The sequence below is a fragment of the Streptomyces sp. NPDC003032 genome (genome assembly GCF_053591415.1).
On sequence record NZ_JBSFTT010000053.1, the window covers coordinates 20,267 to 38,084 of the forward strand.

The following is a 17,818-nucleotide window of genomic DNA, read 5'->3' on the forward strand; positions in this document are numbered from 1 at the left end:
GGCCTGCCGTATGTTCCTCGCGCATCAGGCGGCGCCCGGCACGGTCGAATCCGCCGTCCAGGCGCTGGCAGCGAAGCTTGCGGGAGCGTTGCGGCACGACGGCGGGGAATTCTCGCTGCGGGAGTGCGTGGACGCCCTCGATGAGCCGGTGAACGCGGTGGGCGCGGTGCGGGGCCTGGGCGCTGATGCCCTGGCCCCGTTCGTGCTCACCGGATGCACGCTCACCGCTGACGATGCCGGTCTCGTGCGGGCGGCGGTGGCGGCCTTTCCCGCCCCGGCGGCCGGCGCGGAGGACGGCGGTCTGTGGGTGGCACGCGACGCCGCCCTGGTCACGGTCCTCGCCGGGCTGGGCGTCGACGCGGCCGGCTGGGCAGGGCTGGCGGCCGGCGATGCCGTTCCCGGGTGGCCGGCAAAGCACTGGGCGGCATGGTCGGCCGCCCTGGCCCGGCTGGCCCCGCTCGCGCTGCCCCCGGTGGAGGGACCGGCACGGCAGGAGGCGCTCCACCGGCGCCTGGATCTGCGCCGCGGCCTGACGCGCGCCTTGCTGCGGCGGGACCATCTGGTCGCGGCCCGGCTGGCGCGATGGCTGGCGCTCGACGCGCACGGCACCGAAGAGCCCTTGCTCACTCCGGCCCTTGACCACCTCGCGGTGCTCGCGGCCGACCGGCACCGGGTCCTGTTCGAGATCGCCGTCGCACGGCGGCTCAGGGAGGGAGAGCGGTGATGGACGCCTCGACCGTCCGGCTGGCCCAGCAGGTCACCGGGAAGGCCCTGGCCTGGCTCGGCCGCATGCGCTCGGCCTTCGCGTTCCCGGCTGATGTGCCCGACCACGAACTGAAGGGCGAAACACTCAAGTCCCTCAGCGAACTGTCCCTCGCCGCCGGCCTGGTGAAGCGCGCCGCCGTGGCCGGCCCCGAGACCGCCAGGACCGCTGCGGACCTGATGGACTTCGTGTGGCGGGAATTCCGCCACGGCGACCTGCTGTATGGGCTGCAGCGCTACACCCCGGCCGCCACATATCCGCGGGAGATCTACGCGCCGTTCGCCGCTGCGGGATACCGCCACGGCGGCCTCGACGCGCTGACCCTGCAGCTGGACGGTCTGCGGGCGGCCCGCTTCACCGAGCAGGTGCCCAACCGCCGCCTCGGTGTGGCCGCGGCCCGTCGTAAACTCGGCCTGCCCGACGCCCCGGACCTCGCCGACGAGATCGGGCGGACCTGGCTGGGGGGCATGCCCGAGCCTTGGATGCTCGACGCCAGCAACGCGTACGGCGTCACGCACACCGTCTTCCACCTCACCGACTGGGGCGCCGACCCCGCCGGGCTGCCGGCCCCGCTCCAGGAGTACCTGGAGCGGTGGCTGCCGGTATGGGTGGAGGTGTTCACGGAGACCAGGACCTGGGACCTGCTCGGCGAGTTCCTCATGGTCGACATGTGCCTGGAACGGCCGCACTTCCACACCCGGGTCTGGGAGCAGTACGCCGCGGCCCAGCACGCCGACGGCATGGTGCCCAACGGGGTCACCCGCCCGCCCGGCGACCCGGTGGCGGCCTTCACCAACCACCACCACCCCACGATCGTCGCGGTCCTCGCGGGCACCCTCACGGTGTCCCGCGCCCTCGATCCCGCGCTCCACTCACGGAGTCCGGCGTGAGTGTCCCCGGGCGGCCGGACGGGAGTCCGGTCCGACTGCTACGGAAGGTCACCGACGGGCTGCTCCTGGACCCGGGCATCCCCGGCGCTGTCGCGGTGCTCGTCCAGGGGCGGGAGCAGACGGTGCACGCGGCCGGCCAGCTCAGCCGGGACACCTCGGAACGGGCGGGCCCGGGCACCCCGTTCGCGCTGGGATCCGTCACCAAAACGTTCACCGGGCTGCTGTTCGCGGAGATGGCCGCGCGGGGAGAAGTTGGCTACCGCGATCCTATCGAGACCTACCTCCCGCCGACCGCCGCACCGCGCCGCCTCGACGGTCCGCCGGTCACGCTGCTCGACCTGGCTACCCATCACGGCGGTCTGCCCCGCCTGCCCAGCAACGTCTACCGCCGCGGCCTGAGGCACTGGATCTCCAACCCCTACGCCCGTTACCGCGCCGAGGATCTCTACCGCGCCACCGCCCGCCTGCGGTCCCGGGAGCGGACCGTGCGCTATTCCACCTTCGGGATCGGCCTGCTGGGCACCCTGCTGGCGAACGCGGCGGGCAGCGACTACCTCACCCTGCTCACCGAGCGGGTGCTGCGCCCGCTGGGCATGCACGGCACCGGTGTCCCCGACAGGGCGGACGGTCCCGGAGCGCTGCGCGCGCCCGCCGCCACCGGGCACCGCCGGGGCCGGCCCGTCCCGCACTGGACCCTCGACGCGCTCGCCGGGGCCGGCGCCCTCTACAGCACGGGCGCCGACGTCGCGCGGTATCTGCTGGCCCAGCTGCACCCCGCTACCACGCCGCTGGCCGCGGCCATCGAGGCCAGCCACCGGCCGCACCACCCCTACGAGGGCGGGGACAACCACGTGTGCCTGGCCTGGACCCACCGGGTCGTCGGCTCACGAGCGTTGCTGTGGCACACCGGCGGCACCGGGGGGTTCACCGCGTTCACGGGCTTCAGCCCGGAGGCGGGAACGGGGGTGGCTGTGCTCGCCAACGTGGCTCCGACGAGAACCGAGCCGGTCCTGCGGGCGGGCCGTCGGCTCCTGCGCCGGGCGGTCTTCCCCGACCGCTGAGTCCGCGCGGCGCGGCTCCCCGACTACCGTTTACTCGTCCTCTTCCCGGGTGTGGTTGGTGGCTGAATCGCACATGCGGCCTGCCATGCCGCGTCCCGGTGGCCGGGGCGCGGCATGGTGCGCCGGTTGGTGCGCGGCGCGGTGACGATGTGGACAGGGACGACGACGGCCTGGCGGCCGATGCCGCCGCGGACCCACGGCCCGGTGGAGCGGACCTGATCGGCCGCCTACTTACCCGCTCGCTGCCAGGGACCAGCCGCCCGAGCAGATGGCCGGCCGTGAGAGTGGCGACCGCGGTGACGACGATGCCCATCACGCCCACCGCATACCGATTGCGGCCAGCGGCTCCATCCGTTCCGGGGACAGCGTTGCGGCCCTGCCCCCGCTGATGCCCACTCCACGTCCCCGGCTTGTTCTCCGCGGTCGCGTTGCTGGGTTCCGTGCGCCGGCTTGTGCACCGTGGCACGGCGCTGCGCATGGCCATGAGGCTGGTGCGGTGATGAGCAATACCCACACGGTGCTCTACGACCCCCGCAGCCTGATCGAGGCCGAACTCCCCCTGGACCGCGCCCGGTACGAAGCGCTCGTCACCACCGTTCTCGCATCCAGCAGCCGGACGGCGACGCCACGCTCAAAGACTGGCAGTACGCCCACAACGTGATCACTCCTACCCACTCCCTCTCTCTGGACGAGGTGACGAGGTACGGGAACGTGCCCGGCGCAACCGTCGCCCGCGTGCTCGCCGCCGCTCACCGCAGGCGAGGGCTCGGCGAGGAACTCCATGCGCGCGGGCTCAACCAGGCCCGGCAACTGGGGGCCGAGGTGATCGAGACCGTCGTCCTGTCCTCCAATACGGGGACACCTTGCGTCGGGGGGAGGGGGGCTATCTGGCGAAATATCGGGGCCCGGCAGCCCGTCTCGACGAGGACGGTCCTGGCCGGGGCGTCCGCTCGCTTCACGGCCGTTCGCCTCTGGGCGTGCCTCGGCTGACCGGCATGGCAGTACGTCTCCGTCTCGCGTCTCACGGCGACGCAGCACGGCATGCCGGGCCTGCCACCTGGCGGAACGATTGCCGATCGGGGCGTAACCCATCTCCAGGACGGTGAAGAGAGGATCGACCAGGGCCAGAAACGTCTCCTCCGCCATGCGGGAAGGACCTCGTACCGTGCGGACTTCCTTGTCCAGGGTGGCCGCGCTGGCCCCCACATGGAACCAGAGTCCCTCCGGGAGGCAGACACGTGCCAGAGCCCCGACGAGGGAACGCCGGTCTGCCACATCCGGTAGGGCGTGCAACACCCCGCGCTCCAGAACCACCGGAAAAGGCGGAAGTGGTGGCGGCACCTCGGTGATATCGGCCACCGCGAACCGGGCGTTCAGCGAATCCGGTGTCCTGGCGCGTGCCGATTCGATCGCCCGCGGCGAGAAATCGCATCCGGTGACCTGGTAGGCGTGCTCGGCGAGCCAGCGTGAGGTGGCGCCAAGTCCACATCCCACGTCCAGTATTTCAGCGGGGGGTGGTGCGTGCCGGGCGACCAGGTCGGCGAGGTGACTGGTCGGCGGCTCATCCCAGACCGGATCACCGAAAAGGTAGGTCAGATCCCATTCCCGCGCCGTCATGGGCTTCATGCCGCGTGGCTCCTCCGTCGTCCGCTTTCCCCTCCCGTCAGAAGCTATCCGGTGAAGTCCGCGCTGTGCAGACCGGAGAACCAGCCGGTGCGTACCGGGCGCAGAACGGAATCACGAACCGCTCCCTGCCAGGCCGCAGCCGCCACCTCGCTCCCTGGCGAAATCAATCTTCATAGCCCAGCTGGCAAGCTGATCTCGAATAAAGTCTCAAATTCGCGATACCTCCGCCGTTGTGGCGCCTGGAAGCATGCATCTAGCGTGTGAGGCCCCCTACTGTGGCGGCGCGACGCGGATCGGTGCGACACCGATCTCTTCTCCGTAATCCGCCATTTCCGATTCCGATCAAGGGAGGGGCCATGACCGCTGTGTATCCCGAGGGGCGCGTCGAGGAGGAATTCGCCGACCTCGACGAACTGGAAGTGATCGATTCCAGTGAGCTGAAAGTCGGTGGCGCTTACCACGCCTACGCGTACATCTATGCGGAGGACATCTACGACGTCGCCGACTAAGGGCTGACCCGGCAACTCTGCCGTCCGGCAACGGGCGCGAAGAAAGAGCGGCAGCGGGAACGGACTTCTGCCTCCGGGGGAAGTCCGCAGACTGCCGCGGGTTCACCGTGATTCACGAGAGTCCGATGGGCAGGGAGGTGGACCGTGTCGTCCACAAGGGTGCCGCATGGCGAACCCGTTGACGCGCTCCTGCTCTTTCCACCGCAGACGGAAGCCAGGTTCTTTCCGTACCTGAGCCTGCCCTACCTGACCGGTCACCTGCGGCGCCGGGGTCGGCGCGTTCATCAGGCCGACCTGAACATCGCCCTGTTGCACGAGCTTCTGCGCCGGCCTGAACTGCTGGGGCAGGCAGTTGGTGCCCAGGGCGGTGGCGGGGTGAGTGGCTGGTACCGCCGGGAGATGGCCGATGCCTTCGGCCGGCACATCGGCGAGCTCCGCGCCCATGTCATGGGGAAGACGTCACCGGGCGAACTCGGCGCCGCCCGTTCCGTCCGGCTGGCCAGGCAAGCGCTCGAACTGCTGGTGCGTGACACCTTCCTCACGTCGGCATGGCGTGACCTCGATCAGCTCGACAGCGCCGTGCGGCGGGCGGCGGCACAGCCGCCCGCCGCGTCCGGAGCCGCGGTCGAGGTGCTCCACCGTCTGGTAGACGAACTGCTGGCCCGCCACTTACCACGCGTGGTCGGACTGTCAGTGGCCTTCTTCAGCCAGCTCGGCCCCGCCCTGCTGATCGCCGCCTGGATCAGACGGTCCAGGCCGGACGTCAGGATCTGCCTCGGCGGCCAGCAGATCATGCTCCGGGACGCGGACCTGGCGGTCCTGCCCGGAGTCCGCGGCACGGTCGACGCCCTGTGCTGGACCGGCGGCGAGGAGCCGCTCGAACGCTGGCTCGCTGCCCTGGACGGGACGATCCCGCTGACCACGGTCCCGGGCATGACCTGGCTGCCGTGCTCCGGCGCCACCTACCGGTCCCGGCACCCCCTGACCTTGCGCTTCCGCGACCTGGGGCCTCCCGACTACGCCGGGCTGCCGTTCCGCTCGTACCTCAACGAGGGCATGGAACTGGCGATCATCTCCTGCGTCGGCTGCTACTGGGGACGGTGCGTCTTCTGCGCGTACGGCAACCGATCGCTCCCGCCCGGCGCGTACCAGCAGGCCACCGCGACGCAGATCGCCGACGCCGTGGAGACCGTGGTCCGTGACACAGGCACCCGGTCCGTGGCGATCGTGGACGAGAACACCAACCTCCGCCTGATCACGAAGGCGATGCGCGAGGTGCGAGACCGCGGTGTGACAGTGCGGTTCGGGGTGCGCGGCCGACTGGAGGCCAACCTGGCCGACCCGGCGTTCTGCCGCGCTCTCGCCGACGCGGGCTGCGCGATGATCGCCGTCGGATACGAGGGGAACTCCCAGCGGCTGCTCGACCTGATGGACCGGGGCGTGCGCGCGGCCGACTACCAGCGGATCGTCGACAACGTCACCGGGGCGGGCATCGCCCTGCGGTTCTCCGTGATGGGCCACCTGCTCGACGAGACCCCGGCCGAGTTCGAGGCATCCCTGCGGTTTCTCGTCGAGAACGAGAAGCACATCGGCATCGACGCGCTGGAGCTGATGGTGCCGGAGCCCGGCAGCAGGCTGGCGCAGGACCCCGAACGTCTGGGTCTGTCGCTGGACACCTCGGGCCTGCTCACCGGCAACCCCGAGCTCAGCTACCTCGCTGGGCGGGTCGGCTACCCGCTGACGGTCCGTGGCGGCCCGACGCGGGCAGAAGCCCTCGCCCGCCTGACTCGTCTGTTCCACTCGGTCCGGCCGGGCCGGGTGAGCACCGTCCACCCGCCGTCACGTCTCGCGTCCGGCCGCGGCGCCCCGCGCGCGGTCGAAGCGGTGCGGCCGCACCCCTGGGTCGGGACCGTGCCGGCCCCCATCGACGCGGTGGCGGGCCGGATCGCGATCGCCGACCTCGTCTGGGAGCAGTTCTACGCACTCCCGCGCCGTGATGTCGAGCAGCATCCCGACGGCCTGCTCACGGCGCGCACCGAACGCGGCCGACGGCTGCTGGCCCGCCTGGTCGACGTGGCGGCCGCCGAGCCGCACCAGGTGCCCTCCACCGGCGTGGGCATGGAGCACGCCAGGAGGACATCGTGACCGAACCGCCCCTCGCCACCTCGCGTACCGGGCAGCCATCCACCCCTGGCCGGGCACACGACGGTCAGGACCGCCCCCCGAGCAGGCTGGGCCTTGGTCTGCTCATGGACATGCCGTGGGCTGGCAAGGGCCTCGGCGGGCGGGGTGTCGGCTTCGAGGAGACGGACGACGGAGGGGACATCCCGCCCCGGGTACGCGCCTTCCTCCAGCGCCACGGCGGGGACTTCGGGTACGCGGCCCACTCCTTCCAGCCGCGCTCGCGCGCCACCCCGCGGGCGGCCGACTACGTCGGTGCGTACGACCGTTTCCAGGAGCCGCTGCCCACCGGGCTCCCTCGCGCCTTCCATCAGACCGAGCTGAACATGGGCACGCCCGAGCGCTACGACCGTCGGCCGGTCGCTGAGTTCACCAACGAACTCCACGCTCGCTACGGCTTCTCCTGGGTGGTCGAGGACCTGGGGATCTGGAGCCTGCGCGGCTACCCGCTGCCCTATCCGCTGCCGCCGCCGCTGACCCAGCCCGGCCTGGACATCTCCACCCGGAACGTGGCGGAGGCCGCCGAACTCCTCGACCCGCCGCTGCACGTCGAGTTCCCCGGCTTCACCGAGGGCGGCTCCTTCGTCCTGGGGAACCTCGACGCCTTCGAGTACTTCGCCAAGCTGGCGGAAGACGCCGATGTATGGGTGACGTTCGACGTCGGCCACCTGCTCAGCTACCAGTGGCTTCGCGGGCGCACCGGCCCGGAGATGTTCGACGGGATCGAGGCACTGCCGCTGGACCGCTGCCGCGAACTCCACCTGTCCGGCTGTCAGATCGTGGGCGGCAAGTTCCGCGACCTGCATCACGGCGTACTCCTGAACGAGCAACTTGAACTCACCGCCCACCTGCTTCGCCGCTGCCCGAACCTGCTCGGCGTGACGTACGAGGACCCGGTGTTCCGCGACGACGGCCAACTGGTCGAGAAGTCGCGGCGGAACTACGACCGCCTCAAGGCGCTGGTGGCCGCGTGGCAGCATGAGGAGGCCGCATGAGGGCGCCCCTCGACGCGTCGCTGAACGGACAGCAGCTCACCGACCTGCTCATGCGACTGCTGCTCGACGACCGCCTCAGGGCGCGGCTCGCGGCGGAAGACGCCGAGGCGGTGGCGGAGAGCGCTGGGGAGCTGGAGTGTCTTGCGACGGTCGACCTCGTGGAACTCGACAACGCCGCCCGCCAGTTCCGTTCCTCGATCTGGAAGCTCGGCCGGGGTGGCGGCATCGCGTCCGCGTTCCCGCGCAGCCTGCGCGTCCTCGCGGCAGCGGGCGTCAAGGACGCGGAACTGCTCACCGGTTTCCTGCGGTCTGAGGACTTCGGCAGGTTCCGCCTCGTCCCCTACACCGGGCGCGGCCTGTCGGCGGAGGAGGCGTTCGCGTCGTACCTGCTCGGCTTCGTCGCCGCGCAGCGGACCCGGCTCGCCGCCGGTGGCGTGGCCGAGACCGTCGTCCTGCGCGAGACCGTGGTTCACGAACTGATGCTCGCCCTTTTCACGGCGCTGGTCTGCGAACAGCCGCTGTCGTTCGCCATCGCCGCCGAGGCGATCGTCGAGACCGGCCGCGGCCACGCGACCCTGCGCCGGTACGCGCCCGGCTCCGTCGCCTCATGGGTGACCCGCCAGACGGCGGCCCCCCTCGGGGCGAGCGGCGAACCCGTGCCGTACGCGTATTTCGCCACACCCGCCGGGGTCGCGAGCGGAGTGGTCTCCGCGCGCGTCGCCTTGGCGTTCGAGACCACCCCAACGGCCGAGGGCGACGCCGCCCGCCGCGCGCTCTCCACGCGCGGGCTCTGGTGAGGCGGCGCCGGCCCATGCGGCACCGACCCTCGACCGGAAGGCCCCGGCGGAGAAAGGGAACAGACTGTCATGCGCATTGTGTTGGTCGACATGCCGTGGTCGGCGATTGACGCGCCGTCCCTTGCTCTCGGTATCCTCAAGCGCCGGGTTCTCAACCTCTTCCCGGACGCCCGCGTCGACGTCATACACGCCAACCTCGACTACGTCGACTGGCTGACCGCTCGTACCGGCTTCACGTTCGAGGAGTACGACTTCTGCGCCAGTTCGTACTTCTCCGGACACAGTGAGTGGATCTTCTCGGCGGCGCTGAACCAGCAACCCCGCTGGAAAGTCGACGAGTTCACCGATTCCCTCGGCGCGCGGGCACCGGGGTCCATGCTCGCCAAAGCACAGGAACTGCATGAACTCGCGCCACTGTTCGTCCAGGAGACCGCCGCCCGGATCGTCGCCACCGCGCCCGATGTCGTCGGCTTCACCACCACGTTCGCGCAGAACGCCGCCACCCTGGCGGCGGCCCGCGCGGTCAAGGCCCTGGCACCGCGAACCGTGACCGTGTTCGGTGGCGCGAACTGCGACGGCCCGCAGGGCGCGGCCCTGCACAGGAACTTCCCCTTCATCGACTTCGTCGTACGGGGCGAGGGCGAGGCGACGTTCCCACAGCTGCTCGCCGCCATCCGGGACGGTGACGACGGCGCACTCGCCGGGATCGCCGGCCTGTGCTGGCTCGACACGCGCGGCGACCGCGTCACCAACCCGATGGAGGCCAAGCCCCTGCCCCCGGCGGCACTCGTCACACCCGAGTACGGCGACTACTTCGACCAGCACGCGCGGTCCACCGCGGGCAGCTGGGTGGAACCACGCATCGTCGTGGAGGGTTCACGCGGCTGCTGGTGGGGCGAGAAGCACCACTGCACGTTCTGCGGACTCAACGGCTCGTTCATGGAGTTCCGCAGCAAGGACCCGGGCCGGTTCGTCGACGAGATCCTCGGCCTGGTCGAGCGCTACCGCATCCTGGACGTGTGGGTGACCGACAACATCCTCGACATGGCCTACCTCACCTCGATGGTTCCCCGGCTCCAGGAATCCGGATACGACCTGCGGCTGTGCTACGAGATCAAGTCGAACCTGCGGCGTGAACAGCTCCAGACTCTGTACGCGGCCGGGGTCAGCTACGTACAGGCCGGGGTGGAGAACCTCAGCAGCCGGGTCCTGAAAATCATGGACAAGGGCGTGACCGGCTGCCAGAACGTGCGGCTGCTGCGCGACGCGGAAACGGTCGGCGTCAACCTGAACTGGAACTACCTCTACGGCTTCCCCGGAGAACCCCCGGAGGACTACGACGACGTGGTCGACCAGATGCCCGCCTTGCACCACCTCACCCCGCCCTTCAACGCCACCCGCATCAAGGTCGAACGCTTCAGCCCCTACTTCGACCGGCCGGAACTGGGCTTCGACGACCTGCGGCCCGCGTCGCACTACCACCACATCTACGACCTCCCTGACTCCGAACTCGCCGACCTCGTCTACATCTTCGACTCACCGCGGCGAGGCATCTCCTCGGACCGCCTCGACCGGCTGCGGCGGGCCATCAGCGACTGGAAGGACGCGTATCTCCACAGCCGCCTGACCCACTGCGACCTCGGCGACCACATCGTCCTTGTCGACACCCGACCCGGTTTCACCTGGCATCTGCTCGACCTCACCGACCCACTGGAGGTGACCGTCTTCCGCCTCCTCGACGCGCCGCACACCCCGGCTGCCCTGCTGCGCAAGGCCGCACCCCGCCATGAGGAGGCGACCGAGGCCCGGATCGGCGAACTGCTCGCACGATGGCGCGCCCTCGGCCTGGTCTTCACCGACGCGGGCCAGCTGATCCACGTCGCACCGGCGGTCGCCAACCAGGACCTGATGCGCCTGGACGGCAGCCGTCTCCACCGCGCCGAGCCGCTCGCCGCGGCCCTGGCCACCACGGGAGGCCCCCGATGAGCACGCGTCCGGTCCCGGCCTTCACCCCGTCCTCCGCCTCCGTGCCCCTACCGCTGTGGAGGGACCGCGACCCGGCGGCAAGGCGTCTCCCGGGTATGTACGCCGGCAGCGTCGACGCCCGCGATGATCCCCTCATTACGGTGCCGCAGCTCGCCGCAGACGGGGTCCAGTACGCCCGGCTGCCCGAGACCGTCGACCTGTCGGACCCCGATGGTGCGGCCGCGGTGGCCTCCCTCGTGGCCGTCCGGGAATTCACCAGCTTCGGCATCGCCGTCGACTGGACGCTGCGCCTGCCCGGCGGCCGCCCGGCCGAACCGGCCGACTGGCGGCCGCTCAGTCACCTCCACCCGCCGACGGCCGTGCTCTGTGACTACGCCGATGACGGCATCGCGACCCAATGGCGAGACTCCTTCCACGCCGCGAAGTGCGGCTACCGCCACGGCCCCGGATTCATCGAGGTCCGCGACCGCCGCTCCGGCTCGTTCAAACGCCTGGTCATCCGCAACACCCAGCATGACCGCGGCATCCAGCCCCTGCTACGCGGCGCCCCCGAGGCGCACCTGCCCCAACCGGTCATCGCGCGCTACACGCGGGCCGACCTGCTCCACCGGGCAGGACGCTTCCTGTGGTGGACGCCGTACCGGATACGCCGCTGGCCGCTCAGCACCACGATCCCCTAGCAAGCGGACCGCGCCGGATCTTGCCACAGCGGCGGCGGCGGCGGACGCGGACGCGCGTGCGGGTTCGTTGTCGATCACCGAACCGGCCGCTGGGCGACGGCAGGCACCTGGCGTGGGAGGAGGGCGGCCTTCATCAGACGGGAACCGCCTCAACCCAGCTGTGGTCCTCGGTGAGATACCGGGTGAGACGGAGCCCGGCGGCCGCGAGCATGCGTTCCAGCGCCTCGTCCGGGACGTCCCGGGAGAGGAAGGAGTGGGACCACCACATGCCATCGGCCTCGTACTCGATCCGCACGGCGCAGACGCCGGGCTCTGTCCGGTCGATGGAGGCGATCCGCATACGGACGCCCGCCCGCCCCTCTCCGTCCGGGCGCCGGCGGACGTCGTACCAGTCCTGTCCCTCGCGCTCCACCAACACTCGGCCGTCCGGCGCGACATGGCGTCGGCAGCACTGCAACATGGCGGCAGACGACGCAGGCTCGGCGGTGTTGATCAGATAGGAACCGAGCAGCACGGCATCGAACCGCTCGTCAAGGTCGAGTTCCTCGATTGAGCTGTGCACCGTGCGGGCGCCTGTGACACGGTCCAGCATCTCCCGTGACTCGTCCACGGCAACGACCCGATAGCCACGCTTCAGCAGCATATGGGTCACCCGCCCTGACCCCGAGCCCAGTTCCAGGATGGAGGCTCCCGGCGGAACGGCGGTGGCGATGACATCCGGCTCGGCTCCCGCCGGGAGCCGAGCGTACAACTCGACGGAGTTTCCGTCCGGCGTGAACGCCCCCGGACCGCTGCCCCGTCCGCGGGGACCGGGCACGTACGCTCTCTCGCTCATCTCACACCCCCGGTGTTGAATGGCAGTGCACGTAGCACCTCGGGGAATCGTGTTCGGCCAGACCACCATAGTGGTGACGCCCACGTATCCAGAAGGTCCCGCACGCGTTGGGAGTCTCCTTCCGCCCCCCACTACCCCCCCGGCTCCTCAGCTCCCGTGGCTCTCTCGCGGGCGCGCCGCGCTGCCTTCTTTGCCGCGGTGTGCTCGCGCCTGGCCTGCCGCAGCTGGGTGGAGATGTCCTCATCGCGCTGGTGTCGCGGAGTACTTGGGAGATCCACCAGCCGAGGACCACGACGAACGCGGCGGTGAAGAGTCGCCACCCCACTCCGCGGGTGGCCTTGCTCCGGTGGAGGGGACGAAGATCGCTGCGGCAAGGGGGCCTTGACCCCGAGTCCTGGACACGCGTGGAGTCGGCTGGAGTGGGATTTCGAGACGGGTGGTGCTCGTGTGGTCGGCGCGCACCATTCGCACGGTCGGGGTCAGCTGTCGTAGCGTGCGTGTGGTGTTCGCCGGCGTGCCGGTGACGAGGTGCGTACCGGCGTCCTCGGCCTCGATCCGGTCCAGGCCGAAAGCTGCGATGTCACGGGCGTCGATCAGCTGCATCTCGCCGGCGGGGCTCCCCGGGGCGATCATCCGGCCTCCCTGAGCGGCCCGACGCAGCCACCAGGTGGCGCGCCGGGTCCGGTCGTGCGGGCCGATGATCATACCGGGGTCCAGGATCAGCGCCCGCCCGGGAAAGCCCTTCTCGACGGCCTTCGCACAGCCGACCTTGAGCTGGCCCCTCGGCGATGCGATGCGAGTCACCGATTGTGGTCACGACGTGAGCGTGGTGCATGAGGCGGTCGGTGCTCACGCCCGCGAGAGTCTTCGGCATGATCGTGTCGGAGCCCGAGGGGGGAATGTTGCTGGTCACCGCGGTGGACCTGCGTTCGTAGGCTGCGTCGATGATCCGGGTGGAACGCGGGGAACGCCACCGGCCGCACGCCTGGCTTTGGGGAGGGTGCTTGTGACCTGGAACGATGGGACTTGTCCAACGATCTCGTCATGGTTGGCGGTGAGGCGTCGATCCTTTGCTCACGCCTCATTCCGAGAGCCCACGTCCGCGTACAAGGAGCGTGGGCGGCAAGACTCTCGTAGACGGAGATTACGGCGAGGCAGGGGAACGGAACGTGGGTGGCGGCGACGGAGGTGTGCGAGCAGTACGACTCGTGGCCAGAGCAAGGGGATACCGGCCGGTCGCCCATGATTCTCTTCCGGAGCCCGAGCTCGCGGGCCAACTCGTGGGTGCGCTGTAGTTTCGGGCAGTGTTCCAGGAGGCAGGTTCAGCCGGGTCTTCGTCTCCACCCGAGATCGTCTCCACCCGAGAGTGTGGAGCACCATCAACTCGCGGCGGACGGACACGGACCGGCACCCGCTGCGCAGTGCTGCGGCATCGTCTCACCCGCACCAGGTCCTGCCGAATTCGGGCCTGTGAGGGCACAGTTCGCTTAACCTGCAGCAATGCGGGTGGGGAATGAACGAGTGCGGCAGTACGCCGTCGATCTGGGCATCGCCGTGGCCGTCCTGGCCATCACGCTGGTGTACGCGGTGACCCATCACACGCCGCGGTGGCCGCACTTCGACTCCACGGCCGTCGTGCTCACTGTGGCCGTCAATCTGCCCTTGGCGCTGCGCCGTCGGAGGCCCTGGACGGTCCTGCTGGTCTCCAGCGCCGCCCTGGTCACCTACACGGCCGCCGGATACCAGCCGACCGTCAATGTCTGGTCGCCGATGCTGGCCTTCCTCACCGTCGCCTCCGTGAACCCGCCCCGCAAGGCGGCGCCCGGCGCGGCCCTCGCCACCGCCGTATGGATCCACCACGCCCTCAGCGCGGGCACGTCGTCCCTGTGGCTGGCCGTCGCGGAGACCCTGGCGTTCGTCACCATCGTCTGGGGCATCGGCTACAACCAGCGTCGTCTGCGGCAGAGCAACCGGCGCCTCGCCCTGCTCACCGAGCGGCTGCGGCAGCAAGAAGGAGCCTTGGCCCGCCAAGCCGTGACGGAGGAGAGACTCCGCCTCGCCCGCGAACTCCACGATGTCGTGACCCATCATCTGTCGGTCGTGTCCCTGCACAGCGGGCTCGCCCGCCTCGTATGCGACAAGGACTCCCATCAGACCCGCGACGCTCTGAGTACTATCGAGGCCGCCACTCACCGTGCCCTGGCCGACATGCGCGGCCTGCTGCACGTACTGCGCATGCCGCAGGACGACGCTGATGGTTCCGGGGCGCACGCTGATCGCACCCTGGGAGTGCAAGACGTCGCCGCGTTGGCCGACTTGATGGACGCCGTCGGACTGAATGTCACGATGACCGTCACCGGCACCCCGCGCCCCCTTATGCCGCACGCCGATCTGTGCGCCTACCGGATCGTTCAGGAGGCCCTGACCAACGTACTGCGGCACGCAGGGGCCGGCACCCGTGTCGTCCTGTCAATCGACCACGGCACCGCCGGTCTCGCCGTCGCCGTCCGCGACGAGGGCGGCCCCCGCAAGGGCGCTCCCGCACCCGCACATGAGGTGCTACCGGGCGTGAGCTCAGGCGGGCGGGGACTGGAGGGCATGCAGGAACGCGCCCGTCTGCACGGCGGCGAATTCCACGCCGGTCCGCGCCAACCCAAGGGTTACGAGGTGGTGTTCACGCTGCCCCACCCCTACCTTGCCGACGACGACGAGGACGGCGCGCGGGTACACGGCGTGCCCCAGCCGTGAGGAGCAGGTCAGCGACGTGGACGGCGGCAGCAAGGAAGGGGGCAGCCCCCTGCGGCGGGCGCGCCGCCCGGCTCGTATACGCACGCAGCAGCTCCGCCAGGCACGGACACCGCCTAGCGGCCTGAAGCCCTTGCGTCAGCACGGCCCGGAGAGGAAATCCGTGACCGCGTCGGTGAAAGGGATCGGAACATCGTGGTGCACGACGTGACCGGCGGGCAGCTCGACACGGCGGATACTGCCGGCCCGGCGGGTAACCATGTCGTGGGCATGATCGGGCGCCAACTCGTCGCTGTGGGTTCCATGAACCAGCAGCGTCGGGCAGGTCACCGATATCCAGTCGACCCAGTGATCACCGTTGAGCGCCTTCTGGGACGCCACAGTGTCAGCGATGTCGAAGGAAAACCCCCAGCCATGATCTGACTGACGGAAGGAGCACTCCACATAGGGTGCTGCCGCCCCCAGGGCGGCAGCCAGTGCCTCCCGGGATGGCGCGACGCCGGGGAGGCGCGTGGAGGCCGCTACGTCGGCTACGTACTCATCCCGCCCGTAACTGTGAGCACGGTCGGACTCCCCATGCCCGCGCTGATCGAGCGCGATCACTCTCCGCCCTGGAGCCAGCGCCGCAGCCAACGGAGCAAAGGCCAACGCTTCGTTGTAATGCCCGTGCAGGGCCAGAAGCGGCCTACCGGGGCCCCCGAAGTCCACATACGACAGTCTCCGACCACCCACCATAAAGAATCTGCGCATGGTGCGGATAGTAGGAGACGGCACTGACACTTCACGGCTGTCCAACACCCGTCGCGGCCCGCTTGGACCGGCCGCCCTCACTCAAGACAGCTGTACCCACCGCCGGTGGCGGCAACTTGACTTGAGTAAGCGTGTGATCAGGCGCAGAGTGGCACAGCAGTGCCGCGCAGTTGGCCGCCGTCGGGGCCTTGCAGGAGCGTGTCGACCCCGATGTAGCCGCCTTGGGACATGTTCCCGGTGCCATCGCTGTACTTGATCTTGTAGAAGCCACCGCCACGCGGATCGCGGCACTCGACGAGGACTTTGGTGAAGGTCTCCAGCTTCACCCTGTTGTCGAAGTCGGGGTCGGGTGAAGGGTAGACGCCGGCTCCGTTGTCGCTGAGAATCGCAGCCCGGATTCCCTTTGCGCCGCCACCGTTCCTGTCCACGTTCTCGCCGTTCGCATCCGCGGTTCCCGCATCCCGTGGCCCCGCATCAGCGCCGTCCACGGCTTGCTTGACGCCGTAGCCGGCGAAGCCGAGCACCAGCACCGCGACGAGCGCAAGCGCCACCAGTGCGGCTGAGGTCCGGGGCGTCTTGTGGATGGTCACTGGACCAAAGGCGATGGTGTTGCGTGTGGCGCGGTCACCACTGATCGCGGCGCTGTACACGTCACGGCCCGCGCTGTATGGCCCTTCAGCGTGTCGGCGTAGGGTCTCGAACAGGCAGTTCAACTGGTCCGCGAACCGCGGGTCCTCACTGAGAGCGGCGGTGAGGCGATGCGCCAGCTCATCGGGCTCCTCACCGGCTCGAACCAGGGCCGCACGCCCGTCCTCCGAGGACCCCAGCTTTTCCCGTACCAGGCGCACCACTTCAGTAGCCACCGCACCGCCGGTGGCGCTCGACGCTCCAGTCAACAGGGGCATGACCCATGCCGTTAACTCAGGTGCCTCCATGAATCGAGTATGGACTGTTTTGATGCGGCGAACCCATCAACCCCAGATTCCGAGGGCACGACCCTGCCTTCTCCGACCGGTACCGTACGCACAGCCGCCACCGTGGTGTGCCGACTCGACCAGGCCCCCACCGCCCTCGACCACGCACCTGCTGATCGGCCGCGCCCTGTGGACCCGCGAGGACCCCGCCGCGACGGCACTCGTCCTCTACCAGAGCCACCAGCACGCCGTATCCCACTGAGACCCCCAGCCCGCATGCTCCGTCAACACACCCTGTTCGGCACCGCGGGCGGTGGCGAAGACGCTCATGTTCATCCCTGTCCGACGTGGACGGGCACCGCCAAGGGCACCTTCCTGGAGCGCCTGCGCGACCTGATGCTCATTTCACGCGGTCTGGACTACCACGTCCAGTTCCCCGGCCCCGGCGGCACCAACGCAGTAGAGGCGGCGCTCAGGCTCGCGCGCGAGGTCACCGGGCGGCGTACCGTCGGCGACAGACGTGTTGATGCTCAAGGCGGTCGATCTGCGTGCGACGAACTGGGCGAGCCTGCGGTCGCGCATCGTGTCACCGTGGTGGAAGGCGCGCACCGGCCGGGGCGGGCAAGCCACCGTTCGGAGCGACTGTCACCGCCCGCGACCAGTCCAGCCTCTTCATTGAGGCAGGCAGATTCAGCGGCAAACCCGCCTGGTGATTCAGAGCGGGCCGCCGGGGGCCTGGGAGGGGGGAGAACGGTCGAAGCGTTCCTGCCGCGCCGGACCGGAGCCGGTGAGCAACGACGAGGTCTTCATCGACCTCGGGCAGCTCTCGCAGGAGCGCGACCGCCATCACTCTCGCCCGGGTCGAGCTCGTGATGCAGCGGTGGGCGGCATACGGGAGTTCTGCGTGGGCGCTACTGCCGGGTCTCGGACGATGCTCGCAACAGGTCGTGGCGATCACGCAGGCCCAGCTCTTCTACTAGGGCCTGTGTGACGTTGTGATCAGCCAGTTGCCTTCAGGAGGTCGTTGATCCAGAGCATCGAGGCACGGAGGTGGAGGCCGGCGAGGTAGCTCTCGGGCGTCTTGTC

The 17,818-nt window shown here is 69.8% G+C and carries 16 protein-coding genes and 2 pseudogenes; 11 read left to right on the plus strand and 7 right to left on the minus strand.

Going from position 1 to position 17,818, the window contains the following annotated elements:
* The first annotated feature begins 10 nt into the window (after positions 1 to 10).
* The 4 genes from ACWDZ7_RS38675 to ACWDZ7_RS38690 all read left to right on the plus strand — a co-directional run bounded on the left by ACWDZ7_RS38675 (position 11) and on the right by ACWDZ7_RS38690 (position 3,375).
* Entirely contained in the window at positions 11 to 724 is a 714-nt protein-coding gene (locus tag ACWDZ7_RS38675; RefSeq protein WP_451803436.1) for a hypothetical protein, read from the plus strand.
* Positions 724 to 1,653, plus strand: coding sequence for a DUF6895 family protein (locus ACWDZ7_RS38680; RefSeq protein WP_451803437.1), 930 nt, complete (start codon positions 724 to 726; stop codon positions 1,651 to 1,653). The genes ACWDZ7_RS38675 and ACWDZ7_RS38680 overlap by 1 nt, the downstream gene beginning before the upstream one ends.
* Entirely contained in the window at positions 1,650 to 2,714 is a 1,065-nt protein-coding gene (locus ACWDZ7_RS38685) for a serine hydrolase domain-containing protein (protein WP_451803438.1), read from the plus strand. Before ACWDZ7_RS38680 ends, ACWDZ7_RS38685 begins: the two co-directional genes overlap by 4 nt.
* Before the next feature lie 499 nt (positions 2,715 to 3,213).
* The gene (locus ACWDZ7_RS38690) at positions 3,214 to 3,375 is read left to right on the plus strand and encodes a hypothetical protein (RefSeq protein WP_451803454.1); all 162 of its coding nucleotides are present in this window, start codon (positions 3,214 to 3,216) and stop codon (positions 3,373 to 3,375) included.
* A 557-nt stretch (positions 3,376 to 3,932) separates the two neighbouring features.
* Here the strand turns inward: ACWDZ7_RS38690 and ACWDZ7_RS38695 are convergent.
* A pseudogene (locus ACWDZ7_RS38695) lies at positions 3,933 to 4,340 on the minus strand (class I SAM-dependent methyltransferase); the annotation flags it as partial.
* A gap of 356 nt (positions 4,341 to 4,696) precedes the next feature.
* Between ACWDZ7_RS38695 and ACWDZ7_RS38700 the strand changes: the two are divergent.
* The 6 genes from ACWDZ7_RS38700 to ACWDZ7_RS38725 all read left to right on the plus strand — a co-directional run bounded on the left by ACWDZ7_RS38700 (position 4,697) and on the right by ACWDZ7_RS38725 (position 11,488).
* Complete coding sequence (locus ACWDZ7_RS38700; protein WP_451803439.1) at positions 4,697 to 4,849, plus strand: hypothetical protein; 153 nt, start codon at positions 4,697 to 4,699, stop codon at positions 4,847 to 4,849.
* Between the two features lie 144 nt (positions 4,850 to 4,993).
* The gene (locus ACWDZ7_RS38705; RefSeq protein ID WP_451803440.1) at positions 4,994 to 6,994 is read left to right on the plus strand and encodes a B12-binding domain-containing radical SAM protein; all 2,001 of its coding nucleotides are present in this window, start codon (positions 4,994 to 4,996) and stop codon (positions 6,992 to 6,994) included.
* On the plus strand, positions 6,991 to 8,025 hold the full coding sequence (locus tag ACWDZ7_RS38710; RefSeq protein WP_451803441.1) for a multinuclear nonheme iron-dependent oxidase: 1,035 nt from the start codon (positions 6,991 to 6,993) through the stop codon (positions 8,023 to 8,025). Before ACWDZ7_RS38705 ends, ACWDZ7_RS38710 begins: the two co-directional genes overlap by 4 nt.
* Complete coding sequence (locus ACWDZ7_RS38715; RefSeq protein WP_451803442.1) at positions 8,022 to 8,822, plus strand: hypothetical protein; 801 nt, start codon at positions 8,022 to 8,024, stop codon at positions 8,820 to 8,822. Before ACWDZ7_RS38710 ends, ACWDZ7_RS38715 begins: the two co-directional genes overlap by 4 nt.
* Before the next feature lie 69 nt (positions 8,823 to 8,891).
* The gene (locus tag ACWDZ7_RS38720) at positions 8,892 to 10,808 is read left to right on the plus strand and encodes a RiPP maturation radical SAM C-methyltransferase (RefSeq protein ID WP_451803443.1); all 1,917 of its coding nucleotides are present in this window, start codon (positions 8,892 to 8,894) and stop codon (positions 10,806 to 10,808) included.
* Positions 10,805 to 11,488 (plus strand): DUF5825 family protein, encoded by a 684-nt coding sequence (locus ACWDZ7_RS38725; RefSeq protein WP_451803444.1) that lies wholly within the window; start codon positions 10,805 to 10,807, stop codon positions 11,486 to 11,488. The genes ACWDZ7_RS38720 and ACWDZ7_RS38725 overlap by 4 nt, the downstream gene beginning before the upstream one ends.
* A 133-nt stretch (positions 11,489 to 11,621) precedes the next feature.
* Here the strand turns inward: ACWDZ7_RS38725 and ACWDZ7_RS38730 are convergent, their stop codons facing one another.
* From ACWDZ7_RS38730 to ACWDZ7_RS38740, 3 genes and pseudogenes are all read right to left on the minus strand, one after another.
* Positions 11,622 to 12,323, minus strand: coding sequence for a class I SAM-dependent methyltransferase (locus ACWDZ7_RS38730; protein WP_451803445.1), 702 nt, complete (start codon positions 12,321 to 12,323; stop codon positions 11,622 to 11,624).
* A gap of 240 nt (positions 12,324 to 12,563) precedes the next feature.
* Positions 12,564 to 13,127, minus strand: coding sequence for a hypothetical protein (locus ACWDZ7_RS38735; protein WP_451803446.1), 564 nt, complete (start codon positions 13,125 to 13,127; stop codon positions 12,564 to 12,566).
* A pseudogene (locus ACWDZ7_RS38740) lies at positions 13,105 to 13,275 on the minus strand (ATP-binding protein); the annotation flags it as partial. The pseudogene ACWDZ7_RS38740 and the gene ACWDZ7_RS38735, both read right to left, overlap by 23 nt.
* A gap of 548 nt (positions 13,276 to 13,823) precedes the next feature.
* On the opposite strand from ACWDZ7_RS38740, the gene ACWDZ7_RS38745 reads away from it, so the two are divergent.
* Positions 13,824 to 15,071 (plus strand): histidine kinase, encoded by a 1,248-nt coding sequence (locus ACWDZ7_RS38745; protein ID WP_451803447.1) that lies wholly within the window; start codon positions 13,824 to 13,826, stop codon positions 15,069 to 15,071.
* Positions 15,072 to 15,206: 135 nt separating this feature from the next.
* Here the strand turns inward: ACWDZ7_RS38745 and ACWDZ7_RS38750 are convergent, their stop codons facing one another.
* From ACWDZ7_RS38750 to ACWDZ7_RS38760, 3 genes are all read right to left on the minus strand, one after another.
* Positions 15,207 to 15,818 carry an alpha/beta fold hydrolase gene (locus tag ACWDZ7_RS38750; protein WP_451803448.1) on the minus strand — a complete coding sequence of 204 codons (612 nt, stop codon included), beginning with the start codon at positions 15,816 to 15,818 and terminating at the stop codon, positions 15,207 to 15,209.
* A gap of 137 nt (positions 15,819 to 15,955) precedes the next feature.
* The gene (locus ACWDZ7_RS38755) at positions 15,956 to 16,753 is read right to left on the minus strand and encodes a hypothetical protein (RefSeq protein ID WP_451803449.1); all 798 of its coding nucleotides are present in this window, start codon (positions 16,751 to 16,753) and stop codon (positions 15,956 to 15,958) included.
* 384 nt (positions 16,754 to 17,137) lie between these two features.
* Positions 17,138 to 17,362 carry a hypothetical protein gene (locus ACWDZ7_RS38760; RefSeq protein WP_451803450.1) on the minus strand — a complete coding sequence of 75 codons (225 nt, stop codon included), beginning with the start codon at positions 17,360 to 17,362 and terminating at the stop codon, positions 17,138 to 17,140.
* Between the last annotated feature and the right edge of the window lie 456 nt (positions 17,363 to 17,818).

Excerpts from the sequence above, each read along its gene's own strand:
- ACWDZ7_RS38675 (WP_451803436.1), top strand. The coding sequence starts at position 11 with ATGTTCCTCGCGCATCAGGCGGCGCCCGGCACGGTCGAATCCGCCGTC.
- ACWDZ7_RS38680 (WP_451803437.1), top strand. The coding sequence starts at position 724 with ATGGACGCCTCGACCGTCCGGCTGGCCCAGCAGGTCACCGGGAAGGCC.
- ACWDZ7_RS38690 (WP_451803454.1), top strand. The coding sequence starts at position 3,214 with ATGAGCAATACCCACACGGTGCTCTACGACCCCCGCAGCCTGATCGAG.
- ACWDZ7_RS38700 (WP_451803439.1), top strand. The coding sequence starts at position 4,697 with ATGACCGCTGTGTATCCCGAGGGGCGCGTCGAGGAGGAATTCGCCGAC.
- ACWDZ7_RS38715 (WP_451803442.1), top strand. The coding sequence starts at position 8,022 with ATGAGGGCGCCCCTCGACGCGTCGCTGAACGGACAGCAGCTCACCGAC.
- ACWDZ7_RS38720 (WP_451803443.1), top strand. The coding sequence starts at position 8,892 with ATGCGCATTGTGTTGGTCGACATGCCGTGGTCGGCGATTGACGCGCCG.
- ACWDZ7_RS38725 (WP_451803444.1), top strand. The coding sequence starts at position 10,805 with ATGAGCACGCGTCCGGTCCCGGCCTTCACCCCGTCCTCCGCCTCCGTG.
- ACWDZ7_RS38730 (WP_451803445.1), bottom strand. The coding sequence starts at position 12,323 with ATGAGCGAGAGAGCGTACGTGCCCGGTCCCCGCGGACGGGGCAGCGGT.
- ACWDZ7_RS38745 (WP_451803447.1), top strand. The coding sequence starts at position 13,824 with ATGCGGGTGGGGAATGAACGAGTGCGGCAGTACGCCGTCGATCTGGGC.
- ACWDZ7_RS38750 (WP_451803448.1), bottom strand. The coding sequence starts at position 15,818 with ATGCGCAGATTCTTTATGGTGGGTGGTCGGAGACTGTCGTATGTGGAC.
- ACWDZ7_RS38755 (WP_451803449.1), bottom strand. The coding sequence starts at position 16,753 with ATGGAGGCACCTGAGTTAACGGCATGGGTCATGCCCCTGTTGACTGGA.